Genomic DNA, 18,118 nt, shown 5'->3' on the forward strand with positions numbered 1-18,118 from the left:
CTGCCTTACAATCTTTAAGGCATATTCGTTTTCAGTGCGAAAACCGCTTTTATTAGATATTTTTAATTGAACAGGATTGCCGCCTCGCGCATATTGATCACGTTTCGGCTGCTTCGCTACCGTCCACCACGGTAATTTGTGTTCCAAGTGCGAAGCGCCCCTGCGGTTCGAGCGTCAAGACTCACGGAATAGCCCCAGGTCCATGTGGAAGCATCGGGTCTTGGTTGCTCGGGGGAGGCATGAAAGCCCGCGTTTCAAGAACGGGCATTGTTCACCAACCATGTTCATTGATGCGAACGGAGAACAGCAGATGTTGGAATCTCGGGACGAATGGATCAAGAAGCGTGCCTATGCCATCTGGGAGGAAGAAGGCTATCCTTCCGGCCGCGACGTCACGCATTGGCAGCAGGCAAACAGTGAACGTATTGCTCTTGAAAAGAGCGTCGGCAAGGAAAGTAAGCTTGGCGTCAAATCTAAGGCGACACGGAAGTTGACCGTGACTGCCGCTGTTGATGAGATAGCGGACAAGCCCGTTGCGAAACAGACCACCAAAAAGACTGTCAAAGCTAAAGCCTAGTATAAATCCTGCCTTTCGAGATGCGGCGGAGGCGAGGGCGGTTCGATGATGAGCGTCGAGCCGCCCCTTTTTGACCGCTGCTATCGAGATATCTGCAGCAATTTCTGTATCTTGGGCCTGAGGCACAAAATAGTTGTCACACATCGGTGCTATTGGAGCGGGTAGGGAGCCCCACCATGTGCCACAGCTACATCGATGATCCGGAGTTTGTTGTTTTGACGATCGTCGCAGCTTGCATCTTCGCCGACCGAGCGGAGGTAATGCGGTGACGTCTCTCCTCGTTCTCGCAGCCCTCTATCTTCTGGCGGCGCTGATCCTCATCCTGATCATCGACCGCTCCGTTGGACTGTTCTTCCCCGCTTCGGCCAGGCACCGAGCCACACCCCGGCATGACCGACGCTCATGGTTCGGGGCGATCAATCGCGGATCGCCCGGCCAGATATCGGAACCTTTTCCGTGACGCCGGGTTGGTCTTTCATCCGCAATATGGAGAAAGATCATGCCGCGTGGAGACAAATCCGCCTATTCGGACAAGCAGAAGCGTAAAGCCGAACATATCGAGGAAGGTTATGAGGATCGCGGCGTTTCCCATGATGAAGCCGAGCATCGCGCATGGGCAACGGTAAACAAGGAAAGCGGCGGGGGTAAAAAATCGGGCTCCGGTCGCGGCCATCCGGAAAGTCATGAATCATCGGAGAAGGGCGGCAGGATTGGCGGTCGCGCTTCCGCAAACCGGCCGGCCGCCGAGCGTTCGGCATCGGCGAAGAAGGCGGCCTCGACCCGCAAGCGCCATGAACATCGCACTCATTCCTAAAAGGCGGCCAGGAAGGGCCTTTCCTCCCCCGGCCTTCATTGCCTCTCTCAGACGTTTCGTCGGGTAGGTTGACCCTTCCGTTCCTTGATGCCGATGATAAGTTTCTACAATGGCAAGCAGAGTCGTCCTGCCGCCAAGGAACACGGCAGCCGGCACGCAGTCGCTGACGTATGGCCTGCGACGACGGCAAATGCACCCATCGGAGAGACCAGATGCCTTATGAGCTTTACTACTGGGACAGTATTCAGGGGCGCGGCGAATTCGTGCGGCTGGCACTGGAGGAGGCGGGTGCCGATTACATCGATGTTTGCCGTGGCGCGACAAGCAGGGGGCGGGGAATATCGGCCATGATGGCGATCATGAGGAGCAGATCCGATGCCGACATTCCGTTTGCGCCGCCGTTCTTGAAGGATGGCGATCTCATCATTCCGCATGTGGCGAACATCCTGATGTATCTTGGGCCGACGCTCGGCCTGGCGCCTAAGGATGAAGCGCAACGCCATGTGTTGAACGGCCTGCAACTGACGATCACCGATTTTATCGCCGAAGTGCACGATACGCATCATCCCATTGCCACCTCGAAATACTACGAGGATCAGAAGGAGGAGGCCAAGGCACGGGCTGCCGAGTTCATCGGCAACCGCATCCCGAAATACCTCGGCTATTTCGAGCGCGTCCTGCAACAGAATCCGAAGGGGCCGGCCCATATCTTCGGCGGCGGATTGACCTATGTCGATCTATCGCTCTTCCAGGTTTACGAGGGCTTGCGCTATGCGTTTCCACGCGCCACCGCGCATCTCCCTGATCGCTATCCGCACTTAAACGCCTTGCACGCGGCTGTCATGAAACGGCCCAACATTACTCGCTATCTTCAATCCGAGCGCCGTATTCCCTTCAACGAGAACGGCATTTTCCGGCACTATCCAGAGTTGGATAGAGATATGGCGTGAGCGATGCTTTTCTATCAGTTCATTCCAGCCTGCTGGATCGTCTGGCTACTGATCTGGCTTTTCGCCTCTTTCCGGGTCAAGAGGACCGTACGGCAGGAGGATCCGCTATCGCGGCTTGGCAATACCGCGCCGATCTGGATCGGCGCTTTTCTTCTGGTAGTGCGTCCCTCCTGGCTCGGCCCTCTGCAAACTCCGATCATTCCGCATGATCCGACGACCTATGGTATTGGCGCGGCGCTGACGTTCATCGGCCTTGCCTTTGCGGTCTGGGCCCGTATCCATATCGGCCGCAACTGGAGCGGCGTCATCACTCTCAAGGAGGATCATGCGCTGATCCGCTCTGGTCCCTATGCCCTTGTACGCCATCCGATCTATTCCGGCCTGATGCTAGCCATCATCGGCTCGGCCATTGCGCGTGGCGATATTGCCGCGGCGCTTGCCATTATCGCCGTGCTCTATGCCGTCCTGCGCCGCGTTCACATCGAGGAAAGCTGGATGAACGAGACCTTCGGCAGTGCCTATGCCGACTACAAGGCCAGCACGCCAGCTCTGGTCCCATTTCTGATATAGCTCAGCTCTTCAGCTCCGACGCGGCTTCAAAAAAGTCGGCCCAAGGGTCAGTCCTGGAATTGCCGAGGCGCGCGGCAGCATTCCTGACGGTGAAGGAGGCCGGCCCGATCTTGTCGTTCAATTCTTCCCATGCGATCGGCATCGAAACGGCAGCTCCCGGCCTTGCCCGCGTCGAATAGGGCGCAACTGCCGTGTTGCCGCGGCCGTTGCGCAGATAATCGATGAAGATATGGCCGGCCCGCTTTGCCTTGCTGGCGACCGACAAATATCGGTCCGGATGGTCAGCGCTCATTGAGTGCGCAATTGCCTCGGCCGTATCCTTGACCTGCGGCCAGGCCGCCGCCGGCTTGAGGGAAGCGACCACATGCAGCCCCTTGCCGCCGGAGGTCTTGACGAATGACGCAAGGCCGAGGGCGACAAAGCGCTCCCTTATTTCCTTCGCGGCAGCGATGACTTCGTTCCAGTTGATATCCTCGCCGGGATCGAGATCCATGATGATCATGTCGGGCTTTTCCCAGTGATCGATGGTCGTGCCCCAGGGATGTATCTCGAGCGCCGCGGATTGGACGAGTGCTGCAAGTCCGTCGAAATCCCCGATTTTCAGGAGCTTGGCGCTTTCCTTGTCCTGGGGATCGGTGATCTCGACGATATGGGAATTGATGCCTTTCCAGGCATGTTTCTGGAAGAAGCGAGGTCCGTCTATGCCATCGGGACAACGCAGCAGCGCAAGAGGCCGATTGACGACGAAAGGCGCCATGCGCGGCCAGGCCAAAGCGTAATAGTCGACGAGTTCCTGTTTGCTGACACCGTCGTCGGGCCAATAGACCCGCTCAGGATGAGTCAATTGAACGGAGGTGGTGATCCGGTTCTCAATGGGCGTCTTTGCCATTCGCATGCGCTCCATCTTCCTGCAGCATGAATGCCGCACCGGGCATAGACTAGCATTGCCCGGCGCGGAAAGTCGATCACCTCCAGCGGCTTAAGGCATCAACTGGCCGCCATTGACCTCGATCACTTGGCCCGTGACGTAGCCGGATAATGTCGCGGACGCCAGAAACAGATAGGCGCCGACGCAGTCCTCCGGCGTGCCGACGAAGCCCATGGGGATGGTTTTGCGCTGCAGTTCCATCTGTTCGTCATTGGTGTAGCGCTCGTGGAACGGCGTTGCGATGACGCCGGGCGCGACCGCATTGACGCGGATCTTGTCGTTGACGAATTCCTTGGCGTGGCCATGCGTGATAGTCGAGACGAAACCCTTGGAGGCGGCATAGAGGATGGCGCCATTGCCACCGCCGTTGCGGGCGGCAATCGACGTGGTGTTGATGATGAAGCCGCCTTGTTTCCGGAGGTGAGGGTGGGCGGCTCGGGTTGCGGCAAGCACCGAGCGGGCGTTGAGGTTCATCACGCGCTCATAGTGCTCGTCGGTCATGGCGGCGGTCGGAAGCCGGCCGAGCATGCCGCCGGCATTGTTCACGAGCCCATCCAAACTACCCAGGGCTTCGGCGGCTTCATTGACGACCCGTTCCGTCTCGCCGTCTTGAGAGACATCGCCCTGGACCAGATGCACCGTGCCGCCGCTCGCCTTGATCCTGGCAGCCAGCTGCTCGGCGGGCTCGCGGCTGGCGTTGAAATGGAGGCCGACCTTCATGCCCTGTGCCGCAAAGGCGAGGACGAGAGCTGCGCCAATGCCGGTCGAAGCGCCGGTGATCAGCACACGCTTACCGGCGAGATCGGGAATGCGAATGGAAGCAAGGGAATGCGCGAGTTCTGTCATGACGTCTCCTCCTGAACCTCAAACAATCATATGATGAAATCATCCTGCTTCGCATAGCGCAAGAGCAATAGGGCGATGCGGAGGTGCCCTTTCGAATGGATTTCCCGCCCGGCGCGAAGAAGAAGGCATGCGGCGGTGAAACGATCTGGCGCGTCCGTGCCATGGCGGATATTGAGGGGCGTACAGGAGTCGCACACCTCGTCCCGTCGTTTTGAGATGTTGGCGACCGCAGATTTCGATAACAATGAGAGGCCGAGTAGATCATGAGCAAGAACAAGCTGATCCGTTTTGATATCGCCGATAATCAGGCTGGCGGCCAGCGCCGTCCTTTCGCCAAGGCCGTGCGCGCCGGCGATTACGTCTATGTCTCGGGCCAGGTCCCGACAGTCAATGGCGAGGTTATCGTCGGCAATATTGTCGCGCAGACCGAGCAGGTCATCGCCAACATCAAGGAAGTCCTTGCCCTTGCCGATTGCACTCTTGAGCACGTCGTTAAGGTCAATGCCTGGCTTGACGATGCCCGCGATTTTTCGAGCTTCAATGCGGTGTTCCAGAAGCATTTCATCGATCATCCGCCGGCGCGCTCGACCGTCCAATCGCCGATGATGGTGGATGTGAAGGTCGAGATGGACGTAATCGCCTACAAGCCGCTCGACTGAACCGATACCCAATGACTATTGAAGGCTCCGCTTCCTGATGCCCTGCGTTCAGAGCGGAGCCATTTCATTCTGACTCGACTGCGCCGCCGCAACTCATAAGCAGGCGACAGATCCCGACCCCTTTCCAGCTCGGGCCGAGCCAGCTTTCCCACCCCGCGCGATTTTCAGAATTCGAACACCGGCTATGCTCCGTTCCGGTGGAGAAGAGGTGTTCCAAGGTTGCTCTGCGGATAGATCTTTCGCTTATCGGCGTGCGCCTGATGGCCACCAGTCCTCTCGCGATTTCGATTGCGACAGATCGCCGCTTCATCATCAGCGAACGCGCGCACGCCCCCATACCATCGCCTGTTGATTTCCAATCAGCGGATTGACGATCGCGCAAACTCACGATTAAATCAATTTGATTGACTAGTAGAGGTCAACGAGAGGGAGCAGAGAATGGAACTGAGGAAAAGCAGATTGCGCAATCTCTTCCAACAGACGTCGTGGCTGGCAACGGCAGCGCTCGGCACATCGCTGGCATTCGGTGCGGGGATCGCCTCGGCAGCCGAATCCGTGCTGACGATGCACATCGAGGAGCAGACGAGTTGGGTCAGTAATTTCAATCCATTCGATCTGGCCGGCCGTCGCCAGAGCACGATGGATTTCATCTATGAGCCACTGGTTATTTTCAACGCCAACGATGGCGGCAAGCCCGTTTGGCGTCTGGCCACGAACTACAAGTTCTCCGACGATCTGAAGTCGATCATCTACGATCTGCGCCCCGGCGTGAAGTGGTCGGACGGCCAGCCGCTGACCTCGGCCGACGTGAAATACACGATCGACCTGATGCTGAAGAATCCCGCTGTCGATACCGTTGGCGCTGGCCAGACGGTCGCTTCCGTCGAAGCGCCGTCGCCGACCCAGGTGAAGATCAATCTCAAAGACGTGAATTCCGAGTTTCCCCAGTCGCTGGCCGATCTGGCTGTCGTGCCGGAGCATATCTGGAAGGGCGTCGCCGATCCGGTTGCTTTCAAAAACGAAAAACCAATCGGTTCCGGGCCGATGACCGAGGTGCGCCGTTTTACGCCGCAGGTCTACGAGCAGTGCCGCAATCCGAATTATTGGGATGCCGCTTCGCTGCATGTCGATTGCCTGCGTCTGCCGCAGATTTCGGGCAACGACCAGATGCTGGCGCTGTTGCCGGAAGGCACTGTGGACTGGATCGGTTCGTTCCTGCCGCAGATCGACAAGACCTTCGTGGCCCTTGATGCCCAGCACAATGGCTATTGGCAGCCGCCGGCAGAAACCGTCGCCTTCCAGATGAATTTCAAGTCGACCAATGCCGGCAATCTCGAGGCTTTCAAGGATCTCAACTTCCGCCACGCCTTCAGCCTGGCGATGGATCGCAAGTCGATGGTCGATATTGCCGGCTTCGGCTATCCGGTCGTCAATCTGCACGCCAGCGGCCTGCCGCCGCGCTTCGAGAGCTGGCGCAACAAGGCAGCCGAAGGTGACAAGGATGCCTTCATGGGCTTCGACACCGCTAAGGCGAACAAGATCCTCGACGATGCCGGCTACAAGAAGGGCGCCGACGGCTTCCGCACGACGCCGAGCGGCAAGCCTATCGCTTTCCCGGTCATCGTGCCGAACGGCTGGACCGACTGGATCGATGCCGTGCAAATCGCCGTCGAGGGCTTGCGTGCCATGGGCATCAATGCCTCCGTCGCGACGCCTGAATATGAACAGTGGCGCAAGCAGCTGCTCGATGGCAGCTTCGACGTGGTCATGAACTCGCGCGCCGATAGCGCCACGCCGTTCCAGGGCTATTACCAGAGCCTGTCCACGGACTATGCCGGCAAGCTTACCGTTTCTGCGCCACGCTACTCGAACCCGAAGCTCGATGCGCTCTTCGATCAGTATCGGAAGTCCTCTTCCGAGAACGAGCACAAGAAGATCTTCAACGATATTCAGGTGCTGATCGCTGACGACTTCCCGGTCGTGCCGGTCTTCAACGGACCGACCTGGTATCAATATTCCAGCAAGCGGTTTACGGGTTGGGTTACCGACAAGAATCCGGTCATGAACCCGGAAAACCACGACAACAATCGCATGCGCCTCATGCATCTGCTGCGTCTCAAGCCGGTCCTGTAAGACCCAAGCCAAGGAAGCAGACATGCGTATTTCAAGCCGGCGCCTGGGCGTCTACGCGGTGGCATTGGCCTTCGCGATCGTCGTGAACTTCATTCTTCCCCGGCTTATGCCGGGGAGCCCCGTTGACGCCATGGTGGCCCAGCTTGGGCCACGGGCAACGCCTGCCGCCGTCGAGGCGATCAAGGCGCGCTTCGGCGAGATCGATCAGCCGATCATGATGCAGTTCCTCGACTATCTCAAAGGCCTCGCAACCCTCGATCTTGGCGTTTCGGTCAAATACTATCCGCAGACAGTGGTGCAGGTGTTGAGCCGGGCCACGCTGTGGACCATCTTCCTGGTCGTGACGGCGATTGTTTTTTCGCTATGCGTCGGCGTCGTGCTCGGCGCGATCTCGGCCTGGCGCCGCGGCGGGCGGTTTGACACGGTCGTGTCGCCTCTCTCCGTAATCATGTTTTCCATACCGCCCGTGATCATCGCCCTGACGATCCTCTTCGTCTTTGCGGTATCGCTGCGCTGGTTTCCAGTCGGCTATGCCTATGATCCCAATCTCGATCCGGGCTTCAATTTCACCTTCTTCGGCAGCGTCTTCATGCATGCCATCCTGCCGGTGCTGACGCTTTCGCCGTTCCTCATCGGCGAATTCCAGACGACCATGCGCTCGTCGATGATCGTCATACTGGGCGAGGATTATGTGACCATGGGGCGGGCGAAAGGGCTCAGTAATTTCGCCGTCATGTTCAGTTATGGCGCCCGCAACGCCCTCTTGCCCGTATTGACCAATCTGGCGCTGATGCTTGGCGCCGTCTTCGGCGGATCCATCGTCACCGAGATCGTCTTCAACTATCCTGGCCTCGGCCTGACGCTGTTCACCGCCAGCGTAGCGCGCGATTATCCCGTCATTCAGGGTCAACTGCTCTTGATGACGATCGCGACCCTCGCCGCGAATTTTCTGGTCGACATCATCTACGGCCTTGTCGATCCGAGATTGATGGAGGGCGTACGATGAGTTTCGCGTTGCGATCAATTTTCAGCCAGAAGAAGGCCCTCATCGGCTTCATCATCGTTGCCGCCTTGTGCCTTATGGCGATTTTTGCGCCGATCATAGCACCCGGCGAACCCGGCGCGCGCGTCGGCCGTTCACATCAGGCACCGTCGGTCGAACATGTCTTCGGAACTACCAAGATGGGCCGCGATGTCTATCGGCAGTTTGTCTGGGGTGCGAGAAGTTCGCTTTCGGTAGGCTTTGCGACCGGCATCGCCATTACCGTCATCGGCACGGCCATCGGCCTCATCGCCGGCTATGCCGGCGGCAGGACCGACGCGGTACTCGATCTCGCCACCAATGCGGTGCTGGTCATACCGAACATGCCGCTGCTCATCCTGCTGGCCTCTTTTGCGGGCACGGTCGGGCCGATGACGATCATGACCATCATCGCCTTGACGTCGTGGCCGTGGGGTGCGCGCATGACCCGGTCGCAAACCATGGCTTTGCGCAATCGCGATTTCGTCACGGCGGCCAAGATGATCGGCGAACCGGCATGGCGTATCATCTTCGTCGAAATCCTGCCGAACCTGACGCCGCTGATCGGCATCAATCTGGTCGGCAGCATCATTTACGCGATCGTTGCACAGACCACGCTCGAATATCTCGGCTTCGGCGACCCGCTTAAAGTGACCTGGGGCACGATGCTCTACAACGCCCAGAATGCTTCGGCCATCATGGTCGGCGCCTGGTGGGACATTGCAGTTCCCGCCGCCGGTATCGCACTGACGGGCCTCGGCCTTGCGCTGATCAACTTCACCTTCGACGAAATCGCCAATCCGCAATTGCGCTCCGGACCAGCATTGACCCGATGGTTCCGTCTGACCCGAGCCCGCAACCGCATGATGAGGTCAGGCCAATGAGCGATAACCTGCTTGAAATTGAAAACCTGAACATCGACTACCTGGTCGACAAGGGCGACTTCCGGGCGGTGAAAGATGTCTCGTTCAATATCGGCCGCGACGAGATATTCGGTCTCGCTGGCGAATCCGGCTGCGGAAAGAGCACGATTGCTTTTGCGATCACACGGCTTTCCAAGCCGCCTGCGTGGATCAGCGGCGGAAGCATCCGTCTGGATGGCCAGGATCTGCTCAAGATGCCGGAGACCGAGTTGCAGAAGATCCGCTGGAAGCGGGTCGGCATGGTGTTTCAGAGCGCCATGAACTCGCTCAACCCGCTGATGCGGGTCGAAGCGCAGTTTCACGATGTGCTGCACCGCCACACCGGATGCTCACGGCAGGAGTCCCGCGCTCGCGCCGAGGAAATGTTCAAACTGGTGGGCATTCCCGTGCATCGTGTCGGCGACTATCCGCACCAGTTTTCCGGAGGCATGCGCCAGCGCATCGTCATCGCCATCTGCTTGGCGCTGCGACCCGAGCTCATCATCATGGACGAACCGACGACCGCACTCGACGTCGTCGTGCAGCGAGAGATCCTTGAGCAAGTGCTCGATCTTCAGCAGACCTATGGTTTTTCCGTGCTGTTCATCACGCATGACCTGCATCTGATGGCGCAGCTTTGCCATCGCATCGGCGTGATGTTGAAAGGCGAGCTGGTTGAGGTCGGCGATGTCTCTCAAGTCAGCCAATCGCCCGTTCATGAGTATACGCGCAAGCTCTGGAACGCCATTCCGCAGCTTCCAGCCAGCGCCCACGCCCCCGGAGTTTTCGCATGAAACTGCATATACAGGCTGTGACTGCCGAACCCGTTATTCGGCTCGAGGACGTTCAGCGTCATTTCGGCTCGGTGCACGCGCTGAAGAGTGTGTCCTTCTCGCTATTTGCGGGAAAGGCGCTCGCTCTCGTCGGCGAGTCGGGTTGCGGAAAGACCACTTGCGCGCGCATCATCGCTCGGCTCGACAAGCCGACGGCTGGCAAGATTCTGGTCCGAGGACAGGATCGCAGCGCGCGCGGTTCGGGCAAGGAAGAGCGGATGTACCGCAAGGACGTCCAGATGGTTTTTCAGGATCCGTTCTCTTCGCTCAACCCGGCTTTCACGATCAACCATCACCTTGCTCGACCGCTGCAACTGCATGGGGGGGATAAGTCGAAGGCCGAGCGGGATGAAGACATATCCCGGCTTCTTGTCAGTGTCGGTCTGGATCCGGCGGTGACGCGGCAGAAGTTTCCCCACGAACTATCGGGTGGCCAGCGCCAGCGCGTCAACATTGCCCGTGCCTTGGCGGTCGCACCGAGCGTGCTGGTGGCGGATGAGCCAACATCGATGCTCGACGTGTCGATCCGCAAGGACATCCTCGATCTGCTGGCGCGGGTAAAGCGGGAAAACGATCTCGCCATGCTCTACATCACCCATGATATCGCCACGGCCGCCCATGTCGCCGAGGAGATCGTCGTGATGTTTGCCGGCCAGATGGTGGAGTGGGGGAACACGAATACCGTCCTCGCCCATCCGAAGCATCCCTATACACAGCTTCTGCTTTCGGCGGTGCCGGATGGCGGCCGCAGGTTCGTCACCGGCGGCAGCGCCCGTTTTCTCGAGCAGGCGGAAAAGATTCGCGCGCTCACGCGCCCGATCTCGACCACGGTCGAGCAGGTCGGCGCCAATCATTTCATGCGTGCGCTCGTCGCACCGAGCTAGAAGGATTTCACCTTGGATTATCTGGTCAATCTATCGACGCTGCCCGCGGACACGCAGTCGCCCGAACGAATGGCGCAGGGCGGCATTACAATTCGACGTGCCCTGCCGCCGGAGCTGCGGCTGATCACCAGCTGGGTGGCCGAACATTTCAGCGAGGGATGGGCGAGCGAAACGACGGTAGCGATGACGCGCCAACCGCCGACCTGCTTCATCGCCACGCGCAATCGCGAGCTTGTCGGCTTTGCATGCCACGAAGCGACCGCACGCGGCTTCTTCGGTCCGACAGGCGTTGCCGAAGACGTGCGAGGTCTTGGCATCGGCCGTGCGTTGCTGTTCGCCTGCCTCACCGACATGAAGGCCATGGGTTACGCCTATGCGATCATCGGCGATGTCGGCCCATCCGAATTCTACGAGAAAACGGTCGGCGCAACGCAGATCCCCAATTCCGCACCCGGCATCTACGCCGGCATGCTCAAGCTTTGAACAATCCCTTCAGGAAGAGAGAATGCTCATGTCCACACCGCGATCCCTGGCTCTGCGGCTTGAAACAACCTGGAACCCGCCGACTGACGAGAAGGAATTTTCCTACGTTTTGCGGCTGAAGAACCTTTCGTCGGAGCCGCTTTCTGGCTTCGCGCTCTGTGTCAGCGGCCCGGGTCGTGTCGACCCAGCCGGCATCGTCGAGGGCGCGACGATCTCCAAGCGTCTTTCCAACTTCACCGAGTTCCAGCCGCCGGAAGGCTTCGTACTGGCGGGTGGCGAAACGTGGACCATCACGGTTCGCGCCTTGAGCTGGCAGTTTCGTCACTGGAACGATGGCGCCAACAGCGCCTATCTCGCATTTGCCGATGGCACCACGGTTTCACTTGGCACCGAGCCGACGCGCACATCATCCAGCAATGCGCCGTTGAAGCGTGGCGCGGAAGTCTATCCGGTGCCGTCAAATCCGCCGGTGCCGCTAGCGATCATTCCGTGGCCGAATCACGTAGCGGTATCCTCCCGGCGTCCACTGCCGGCAGGCTTCGCCTTGAAGGCCGCGGCGCCGGATGCGCAAGCTGCCGCTGAAAGCTTTACGGCCCTTGTCGAGCACCTCTTTTCGGCCGAAGGATTGATCCGTTCCGAGGCGGAAGGTGCCGTGCCGGTGGAATTGCGCCATGTCGAAGGTCTGGGCGCCGAGGCCTACAGGCTCGCCTTTTCCCCAGAGACGATAACGGTCGAAGCGAGCGCACAGACCGGCTTCGTCTATGGTCTCGTTACCATCGGCCAGATCTGGCGCGGTGCGCGTCTGCATCCGCAGGCATTCCACTTCCCGGCGGCCGGCGAGATCATCGACGAGCCGACGATGAGCTGGCGCGGCCTGCACCTCGACGTCGCGCGGCAATTCTACGGCTCCGCTGAAATCAAGAAGCTGATGGCGGTGCTTGCCTGGAACAAGCTGAACCGCTTCCATTGGCATCTGTCGGATGATGAAGCATGGCGCGTCGAGATCGATGCCTATCCGGCGCTGACGCAAATTGGTGCATGGCGTGGGCATGGCCTGCCGATGCCGCCGCTTCTCGGCTCCAGCCCGGCTCGCACCGGCGGTTACTACACCAAGGCGGTCGTGCGCGATATTGTCGGCTATGCCAAGGGTCTTGGCATCGAGGTTTTGCCGGAGATCGACATGCCGGGTCATTGCTATGCCATGCTACAGGCAATTCCGGAGCTTCGCGATCCGAATGAGGCCGGCAGCTATTATTCGGTTCAGGGCTTCCCGGACAATTGTATCAATCCGGCCCGCGAAAAGACCTATGAGGTGATCGAGACGATCCTGTCCGAACTCATCGAGCTATTCCCGTTCAAGACCATTCATATCGGTGCCGACGAGGTGCCGCTTGGTGCATGGTCCGGTTCGCCGGAAGCGCTTGCCCGGCTGCGTGAGCTTGCCGGCGATGACGTTGCCGAGGCGCATGCCAAGCGTCTGAACGTGATCACTAATACGCATGGCGCCGACGATATCCATGGCTCGGGTGCCGCGGTTCTCCAGGCGGAATTCCTGGAGCGCATTCAGGCATTCCTCGCCTCGAAGGGCTGCGTCACCGGTGGCTGGGAAGAGGCTGCCCATGGTGACCGGATTGACAAGGACAAGAGCTATCTCTGCAGCTGGCGCAATGTCGAGGTGGCGGCCGAACTTGCCGGCCGCGGGTATGAGATCGTCGTCTGCCCCGGGCAGGTCTACTATCTCGACATGGCGATGCGTCCGGATTGGGACGAGCCCGGCGGCAGCTGGGCTGGCTATTCCGATGCGGAGAAGATCTACACCTTCGATCCCGTCGGCGGCTGGACGGATGTACAGAAGGAAAAACTCCGCGGCATTCAGGCCTGCATTTGGTCGGAGTCGATGACCGATCGTGCTATCTTCGACCGCCTTGTCTTCCCGCGCCTGTCCGCACTTGCGGAGACAGGCTGGACGAAGCCATCGGCGAAATCCTGGGAGCGGTTCAAGGCGCTTGCCGGCACGATGCCGCTGCTATACGGCCTGCATCAATTTTGACAGCTTGATGCATGGTCCTCAGGCGCGGCACGTTTGCCGCGCCTGATTGTGTTCAATGACTTGCAGGTTCGAACGCCTCGGCCGCTTATCCCGCCTGTTGGGCAGCGCGGTGGATGATCGGCTTTTGCAGAACATCGAATTGCGGGTTCGTTTCCGAGAAGATCGGCAGAGCGGCGGCGCCGAGAATGGCGGTGTCCTTGCCGGTCGCTCCGACCATCAGGCGAGGGATCTTGCGCTCTTCCATCGGGTTGACGGGAATATGGAGCGGCTCCACGCGGGCCGCGAGTTGCGTGAGCAGGGATGTCGGCGCGCTGCCACCGAGTACGATCGTCTGCGGATCGAAGGCAAGCTCGAGAAAGTCGATCGTCTGCCGCAACGGCTGAGCCGCCTGTTCGAGCCAGGTCTCCAGCCCGTGGCTGTTCGCTGCAATCATCGCATCCAGATCGTCGGGATCCAGCTCCTGCGCATCCGCGATGCCGAGGCATTCGTAGGCGACGGATGGCGAGACGTAGCGATCGAGACAACCGCGCTTGCCGCAGGTGCATAGCCTCCCATGCGGCTCGACGATGATGTGGCCGATTTCGCCGGCATTGGCACGGCTGCCCTTGTAGAGATGACCGTCCAGGAACATGCCGGCACCGATGCCGCCATCGCCCGCAAGAAAGAGATAGACGAAGCTTCCGAGGCCGCGCGCGACGCCGTAAAGCCGCTCGCCGATTGCGCCTGCGGTCGCATCATTCTCGACGAGCACAGGCAAGTTGATCAGTCGCTCAAGCTCTCTGGCCACGGGAAAATCCTGCCAGCCCGGCAGATTGAGCGGACTAAGCGACGTCACACCGCCATCCGCGTAGCGTCCGGGCAGGGCGATCCCGACGCCGAGCAGCCGATCCCGGTCGAAGGAAAAGGCATCCTGCAAATCCCTGACGATGGCGGCAAAGACCGGCATCGCTTCGGTCGGCCCCGGTCTGTCGACATGACGATCGATGCGGGCGCAGACCGTTCCAGATAGGTCCGTCAGCACGCCGGCCGCACGCTGGCGACCAAGTTCGAGGCCGATGGAATAAGCGCCGCTGGGATTGATGGTATAGGGAATGATCGGCTGGCCGCGGGCGATTTTCTGCGCCTCCATCGGGATGAGCAGATGCGAGCGTGCAAGTTCCTCCACGATGTTGGACACCGTCTGGGTCGTCAGCGCCGTCATGCGCGCGATTGCCGCACGCGACAGCGGCCCGTTGGTCCGGATGGCCTCGATCACGACACGCCGGTTATGCGATTTGGCCTGTTCGAGATTCGTGCCTGAAATTGTCTTCATGGGAGGATTGGGAATTCCTGAAGCAGCGTTCGGTTGGCGTTGTTGTTGTCACGCCGTTATCGCACGACGGGAGGGGCGAGTTGTGCTGTCATTGCCCTCGCGTGGTTACTTTCCATCCTTTTGTCTATCGGTTCAAGCTATTGGGGGTCAATGAGCCAAAGCTTTGCATCTACAGGGAATCTTTCTGTTCCGTCGGCGATCGAGGAAGTCTTTACTATGGCAGACGTTCGGTTAGACTCCGGTTACCTCGGCCTTTTGCTGAGGTTTGTCCTGGAGGATTTCGATGATCAGACTGCTCGGACTCGCGATTTTTTCTACCTGCCTCGCCACTGGTGCGATGGCCGCCGATGCCACATGCAAGGCTCAGGCAGCCGACAAGAAACTGGCGGGCGCAGCTTTGACCAGTTTTAGCAACAAGTGCGCAAAGGATGCGGCAAGCTCCTGCGACGCTCAAGCCGCCACAAAGAAGCTCGCAGGCGCCGCCAAGACGAGTTTCGTCAAGAAGTGCACGGCCGATGCCGTTGGCGGCTGATCGCTGACCGCGGCCTTTTGAACAAAAATCCCGGACGCCTCTGGTTGCCTGGGAGCTGGCGAATTGCTGCTATCGAAACGCTGTGATGTGCTTTGCTGCATCACAGCGTTTCTTTGTCTCTCCACGACATCCCTTTACTCCCGCCGATAGGTGCCCTGCATGGTCACGCCGTCGGCAAATTGGCATGCTCCCGTCTGTGAGACGCGCCAGGTCTGGGCGTTCAGGCGATCAAAGCCGATGGAGCAATTGTCTGCGGAAAGCTTTCCGTGTCCGTCCTTGAGAGGAATGACGCCGCTGACGCCGTCCGCGTTCACGTCGCCGGCATCGACACCGCCAGGGCCGACAAAGGTCGAAGCGACTGAGACTGCGGTGAGACCATCGACCGGACCGAATATGGAAAGATTGCCCTCGTTGCCGTTGGCATTTTCCGCGGTAAAGTTGGTGGAGACGCTTCGCCCGCCCTTGGTCGTCAAAAGGTAGCCGATCTGATCATCATATGCCTGTCGGACACACGCGGCATCCTGGCATGATTGCAGCGATTTTACCCAGCGCTGCTGCCGCTGCTTGATCTTGCTCGCATCATCCGTTTTCAGGGCCGCGGCATAGAGATCGCTTGTCATCGCATCCCGCGCTCCAAGCGACTGGTCTGCGCAAATCAGATGGTCGCTTGTCGAGGAAGGCTTCTTGCAATCAATGCCCGCAGCCACGGCCTGTAAGGCAAACAGATTGCCGATCAGCATTGTCAGGGCGATTTTCGAAATCGTCATTGGAGCCTCCGTTTCCAATCATCCCAGCTAACTATGCCTGGTCTTGCAGCTGTAAAGGCCCTGTTGCCACTATTGGATGCGGAAGGTTTTGATCGCACTCGCATTTGAAGATCGCGAGCAGGCCCCTGGTCTTGATGGTCTTAATAGCTTGCGGATGGATGGAGGAACGAGGTGAAGGGCGAAACGCGATTGTCGGGCAGGGGCGCCTCAGCCCGCCAATGTCGTGGCCAAGGCCATAGGTCTTGCGCCGCCATCGGTGACTGCATTGGTCGATCCTCACGGCGCGAGGCCTCGTCCATCGCATCGCGGATCCGAAAGACCGGCGCAGGATTCTGGTCGCACCATCGGAGGAGGCCGTTGAGGTCGCCAAGGAAATTTACGGTCCGATCGAGGAAGCTGGCGTGCGGATGCTTGAGCATTTCTCCGAGACGGAAAAGCAGATCATCCTGCGGTTTCTAACCGAGGCCATCGGCATGCAGGAACGGGAACTCGAACGGCTCCAGCAGCGAGCAAAAAGCTGATTTTGGCGAGCGGGGGCGACGCGCAAGTCTTTCCGGGTGGTCGCACATGCGCGGCCCTTGAACTTGAGGCGACGCCTCCTCATCTCAATATCAATTGTTCCAATCTGTCGAACTGACAGCCTCCTGCCTTCCAACAGTTGCTGCCGGTCCTCATAGCGACGCTTCCGCGTCGGAGGAGTTTCCATGGGCCTCATTGATCGTGGCATTCAGCCGTCATCCGATGCCGGGTTGCTGGATGCCTATTCCCAAACGGTATCGAGTGCCGTCGACCTCGTTGGGCCGGCGGTCAGCCGGATCGAGCGATTGGGCGGCCGCGCCGGGCATGGCTCCGGCTTTGCCATTTCGCCGGACGGCCTCGTCGTCACCAACAATCATGTCGTGGATGACGCAAAGGCCGTGCGCATCAAGACCCCGGAAGGGGCAATCGTCGAGGGAAGGGTGCTCGGGCGCGATCCGGATACCGACCTTGCACTCATTCGTGCCAACGACTGGCCCGGCGATTGGGCGAGGCTTGGAGATTCCAAATCGCTGAAGCGTGGTCACATCGCGATTGCCGTCGGCAATCCGCTTGGCTTCGAATGGACTGTTACGGCCGGTATCGTCTCTGCGCTTGGCAGATCGATGCGTGCGGCTAGCGGCCGGCTGATGGAAGATATTATCCAGACGGACGCCGCGCTCAATCCGGGCAATTCCGGCGGTCCTTTGGTCTCGTCCGCCGGCGAGGTGATCGGCGTCAATACCGCCGTCATCCAGGGCGCGCAGAGCATTGCCTTTTCGGTCGCCTCCAACACGGCCAAGCATGTGGTTTCCGAGATCCTGCGTTTCGGCCACGTCAGGCGCGCCTATATCGGCATTGCGGCCGATACGGTCGAGCTACATCGGCGCATTGCGTTGGAGGCTGGCGTCACGCATTCGACGGCCGTGCGGCTGCGCCGTGTCGAGAAGGACAGTCCTGCCGAAAAAGGCGGCCTCCAGGAGGGTGACTATCTGCTTGCCATCGATGGCCACGCAGTGTCAGGCATAGACGATGTCGTCAGGCTGCTGGATGGCGACAAGATCGACACGGAGATCGACGTATTGATCTTCAACATTGGTGGTTTGATCGAGCGCAAGCAAGTGAAGCCTTCGGCACGACGGGCTATCTAGGCGATGTTGACAAAGTGGGTTCACAAATCAGCTTTGGTCTGATTCAAGACTACCTTTTAGGAGGCAGTTTTGGCACGTGGCGATTTGAGCGATGCAGAGTGGCGGATCATCGAGCCACTTTTACCGAGGGAACGCGGGCGCAAGTCGCGCCCGTTGCATGATAATCGGTGCTTTTTGAACGGGATGCTTC

The 18,118-nt window shown here is 59.4% G+C and carries 19 protein-coding genes and 1 pseudogene; 16 read left to right on the top strand and 4 right to left on the bottom strand.

Annotation, left to right across the window (positions count from 1 at the left end; genetic code table 11):
• The first annotated feature begins 310 nt into the window (after positions 1-310).
• From QD409_RS10925 to QD409_RS10945, 5 genes are all read left to right on the top strand, one after another.
• Positions 311-577, top strand: a complete 267-nt coding sequence (locus QD409_RS10925; protein WP_092844779.1) for a DUF2934 domain-containing protein — start codon at positions 311-313, stop codon at positions 575-577.
• A gap of 265 nt (positions 578-842) precedes the next feature.
• Positions 843-1,037 carry a hypothetical protein gene (locus QD409_RS10930; RefSeq protein ID WP_092844471.1) on the top strand — a complete coding sequence of 65 codons (195 nt, stop codon included), beginning with the start codon at positions 843-845 and terminating at the stop codon, positions 1,035-1,037.
• 39 nt (positions 1,038-1,076) lie between these two features.
• Positions 1,077-1,391 (top strand): plasmid stabilization protein, encoded by a 315-nt coding sequence (locus tag QD409_RS10935; RefSeq protein WP_092844470.1) that lies wholly within the window; start codon positions 1,077-1,079, stop codon positions 1,389-1,391.
• A 212-nt stretch (positions 1,392-1,603) separates the two neighbouring features.
• Positions 1,604-2,341 carry a glutathione S-transferase gene (locus QD409_RS10940; RefSeq protein ID WP_430762725.1) on the top strand — a complete coding sequence of 246 codons (738 nt, stop codon included), beginning with the start codon at positions 1,604-1,606 and terminating at the stop codon, positions 2,339-2,341.
• A gap of 3 nt (positions 2,342-2,344) precedes the next feature.
• Positions 2,345-2,911, top strand: a complete 567-nt coding sequence (locus QD409_RS10945; RefSeq protein ID WP_430762726.1) for a methyltransferase family protein — start codon at positions 2,345-2,347, stop codon at positions 2,909-2,911.
• Position 2,912: 1 nt separating this feature from the next.
• Here the strand turns inward: QD409_RS10945 and ligD are convergent, their stop codons facing one another.
• Together ligD and QD409_RS10955 are read right to left on the bottom strand one after the other, a co-directional pair.
• On the bottom strand, positions 2,913-3,800 hold the full coding sequence (gene ligD / locus QD409_RS10950; protein ID WP_430762727.1) for a non-homologous end-joining DNA ligase: 888 nt from the start codon (positions 3,798-3,800) through the stop codon (positions 2,913-2,915).
• A gap of 90 nt (positions 3,801-3,890) precedes the next feature.
• Positions 3,891-4,685: an SDR family NAD(P)-dependent oxidoreductase gene (locus QD409_RS10955; protein ID WP_430762728.1), complete on the bottom strand. Its 795-nt coding sequence runs from the start codon at positions 4,683-4,685 to the stop codon at positions 3,891-3,893.
• A gap of 263 nt (positions 4,686-4,948) precedes the next feature.
• Here QD409_RS10955 and QD409_RS10960 point away from each other — a divergent pair, with 263 nt between their 5' ends.
• The 8 genes from QD409_RS10960 to QD409_RS10995 all read left to right on the top strand — a co-directional run bounded on the left by QD409_RS10960 (position 4,949) and on the right by QD409_RS10995 (position 13,650).
• Positions 4,949-5,344 (top strand): RidA family protein, encoded by a 396-nt coding sequence (locus QD409_RS10960; RefSeq protein WP_092844460.1) that lies wholly within the window; start codon positions 4,949-4,951, stop codon positions 5,342-5,344.
• A gap of 438 nt (positions 5,345-5,782) precedes the next feature.
• Positions 5,783-7,477 (top strand): ABC transporter substrate-binding protein, encoded by a 1,695-nt coding sequence (locus tag QD409_RS10965; protein ID WP_430762729.1) that lies wholly within the window; start codon positions 5,783-5,785, stop codon positions 7,475-7,477.
• A gap of 22 nt (positions 7,478-7,499) precedes the next feature.
• Positions 7,500-8,483 (top strand): ABC transporter permease, encoded by a 984-nt coding sequence (locus QD409_RS10970; protein WP_430762730.1) that lies wholly within the window; start codon positions 7,500-7,502, stop codon positions 8,481-8,483.
• On the top strand, positions 8,480-9,382 hold the full coding sequence (locus QD409_RS10975) for an ABC transporter permease (protein WP_430762731.1): 903 nt from the start codon (positions 8,480-8,482) through the stop codon (positions 9,380-9,382). Before QD409_RS10970 ends, QD409_RS10975 begins: the two co-directional genes overlap by 4 nt.
• Positions 9,379-10,194 carry an ABC transporter ATP-binding protein gene (locus QD409_RS10980; protein WP_430762732.1) on the top strand — a complete coding sequence of 272 codons (816 nt, stop codon included), beginning with the start codon at positions 9,379-9,381 and terminating at the stop codon, positions 10,192-10,194. Before QD409_RS10975 ends, QD409_RS10980 begins: the two co-directional genes overlap by 4 nt.
• Positions 10,191-11,117, top strand: coding sequence for an ABC transporter ATP-binding protein (locus QD409_RS10985; protein ID WP_430762733.1), 927 nt, complete (start codon positions 10,191-10,193; stop codon positions 11,115-11,117). Before QD409_RS10980 ends, QD409_RS10985 begins: the two co-directional genes overlap by 4 nt.
• A gap of 12 nt (positions 11,118-11,129) precedes the next feature.
• Positions 11,130-11,600 carry a GNAT family N-acetyltransferase gene (locus tag QD409_RS10990; RefSeq protein ID WP_430762734.1) on the top strand — a complete coding sequence of 157 codons (471 nt, stop codon included), beginning with the start codon at positions 11,130-11,132 and terminating at the stop codon, positions 11,598-11,600.
• A gap of 22 nt (positions 11,601-11,622) precedes the next feature.
• Entirely contained in the window at positions 11,623-13,650 is a 2,028-nt protein-coding gene (locus tag QD409_RS10995; RefSeq protein WP_208858607.1) for a beta-N-acetylhexosaminidase, read from the top strand.
• An 85-nt stretch (positions 13,651-13,735) separates the two neighbouring features.
• On the opposite strand, the gene QD409_RS11000 is transcribed toward QD409_RS10995, so the two are convergent.
• On the bottom strand, positions 13,736-14,962 hold the full coding sequence (locus QD409_RS11000) for an ROK family transcriptional regulator (protein ID WP_430762735.1): 1,227 nt from the start codon (positions 14,960-14,962) through the stop codon (positions 13,736-13,738).
• A 283-nt stretch (positions 14,963-15,245) separates the two neighbouring features.
• Between QD409_RS11000 and QD409_RS11005 the strand changes: the two genes are divergently transcribed.
• Complete coding sequence (locus tag QD409_RS11005) at positions 15,246-15,494, top strand: hypothetical protein (protein ID WP_037191599.1); 249 nt, start codon at positions 15,246-15,248, stop codon at positions 15,492-15,494.
• Between the two features lie 134 nt (positions 15,495-15,628).
• Here QD409_RS11005 and QD409_RS11010 read toward each other — a convergent pair whose 3' ends face one another.
• A complete protein-coding gene (locus tag QD409_RS11010) occupies positions 15,629-16,261 on the bottom strand; it encodes a lysozyme inhibitor LprI family protein (protein ID WP_430762736.1) in 633 nt (210 codons plus the stop codon).
• Between the two features lie 704 nt (positions 16,262-16,965).
• Between QD409_RS11010 and QD409_RS11015 the strand changes: the two genes are divergently transcribed.
• Both QD409_RS11015 and QD409_RS11020 read left to right on the top strand, forming a co-directional pair.
• On the top strand, positions 16,966-17,928 hold the full coding sequence (locus QD409_RS11015) for a S1C family serine protease (RefSeq protein ID WP_430762737.1): 963 nt from the start codon (positions 16,966-16,968) through the stop codon (positions 17,926-17,928).
• A gap of 69 nt (positions 17,929-17,997) precedes the next feature.
• Positions 17,998-18,118, top strand: a pseudogene (locus tag QD409_RS11020) (IS5 family transposase); the annotation flags it as partial.

Source organism: Rhizobium sp. BR 315 (genome assembly GCF_050577975.1).
GTDB lineage: Bacteria > Pseudomonadota > Alphaproteobacteria > Rhizobiales > Rhizobiaceae > Rhizobium > Rhizobium miluonense.

Coding starts and splice junctions, on each gene's coding strand:
- QD409_RS10975 (WP_430762731.1), top strand. CDS start 8,480: ATGAGTTTCGCGTTGCGATCAATTTTCAGCCAGAAGAAGGCCCTCATC.
- QD409_RS10945 (WP_430762726.1), top strand. CDS start 2,345: ATGCTTTTCTATCAGTTCATTCCAGCCTGCTGGATCGTCTGGCTACTG.
- QD409_RS10935 (WP_092844470.1), top strand. CDS start 1,077: ATGCCGCGTGGAGACAAATCCGCCTATTCGGACAAGCAGAAGCGTAAA.
- QD409_RS11015 (WP_430762737.1), top strand. CDS start 16,966: ATGGGCCTCATTGATCGTGGCATTCAGCCGTCATCCGATGCCGGGTTG.
- ligD (WP_430762727.1), bottom strand. CDS start 3,800: ATGGCAAAGACGCCCATTGAGAACCGGATCACCACCTCCGTTCAATTG.
- QD409_RS10985 (WP_430762733.1), top strand. CDS start 10,191: ATGAAACTGCATATACAGGCTGTGACTGCCGAACCCGTTATTCGGCTC.
- QD409_RS10940 (WP_430762725.1), top strand. CDS start 1,604: ATGCCTTATGAGCTTTACTACTGGGACAGTATTCAGGGGCGCGGCGAA.
- QD409_RS10925 (WP_092844779.1), top strand. CDS start 311: ATGTTGGAATCTCGGGACGAATGGATCAAGAAGCGTGCCTATGCCATC.
- QD409_RS10995 (WP_208858607.1), top strand. CDS start 11,623: ATGCTCATGTCCACACCGCGATCCCTGGCTCTGCGGCTTGAAACAACC.
- QD409_RS10970 (WP_430762730.1), top strand. CDS start 7,500: ATGCGTATTTCAAGCCGGCGCCTGGGCGTCTACGCGGTGGCATTGGCC.
- QD409_RS11000 (WP_430762735.1), bottom strand. CDS start 14,962: ATGAAGACAATTTCAGGCACGAATCTCGAACAGGCCAAATCGCATAAC.
- QD409_RS10980 (WP_430762732.1), top strand. CDS start 9,379: ATGAGCGATAACCTGCTTGAAATTGAAAACCTGAACATCGACTACCTG.
- QD409_RS11005 (WP_037191599.1), top strand. CDS start 15,246: ATGATCAGACTGCTCGGACTCGCGATTTTTTCTACCTGCCTCGCCACT.
- QD409_RS10960 (WP_092844460.1), top strand. CDS start 4,949: ATGAGCAAGAACAAGCTGATCCGTTTTGATATCGCCGATAATCAGGCT.
- QD409_RS10965 (WP_430762729.1), top strand. CDS start 5,783: ATGGAACTGAGGAAAAGCAGATTGCGCAATCTCTTCCAACAGACGTCG.
- QD409_RS10955 (WP_430762728.1), bottom strand. CDS start 4,685: ATGACAGAACTCGCGCATTCCCTTGCTTCCATTCGCATTCCCGATCTC.
- QD409_RS11010 (WP_430762736.1), bottom strand. CDS start 16,261: ATGACGATTTCGAAAATCGCCCTGACAATGCTGATCGGCAATCTGTTT.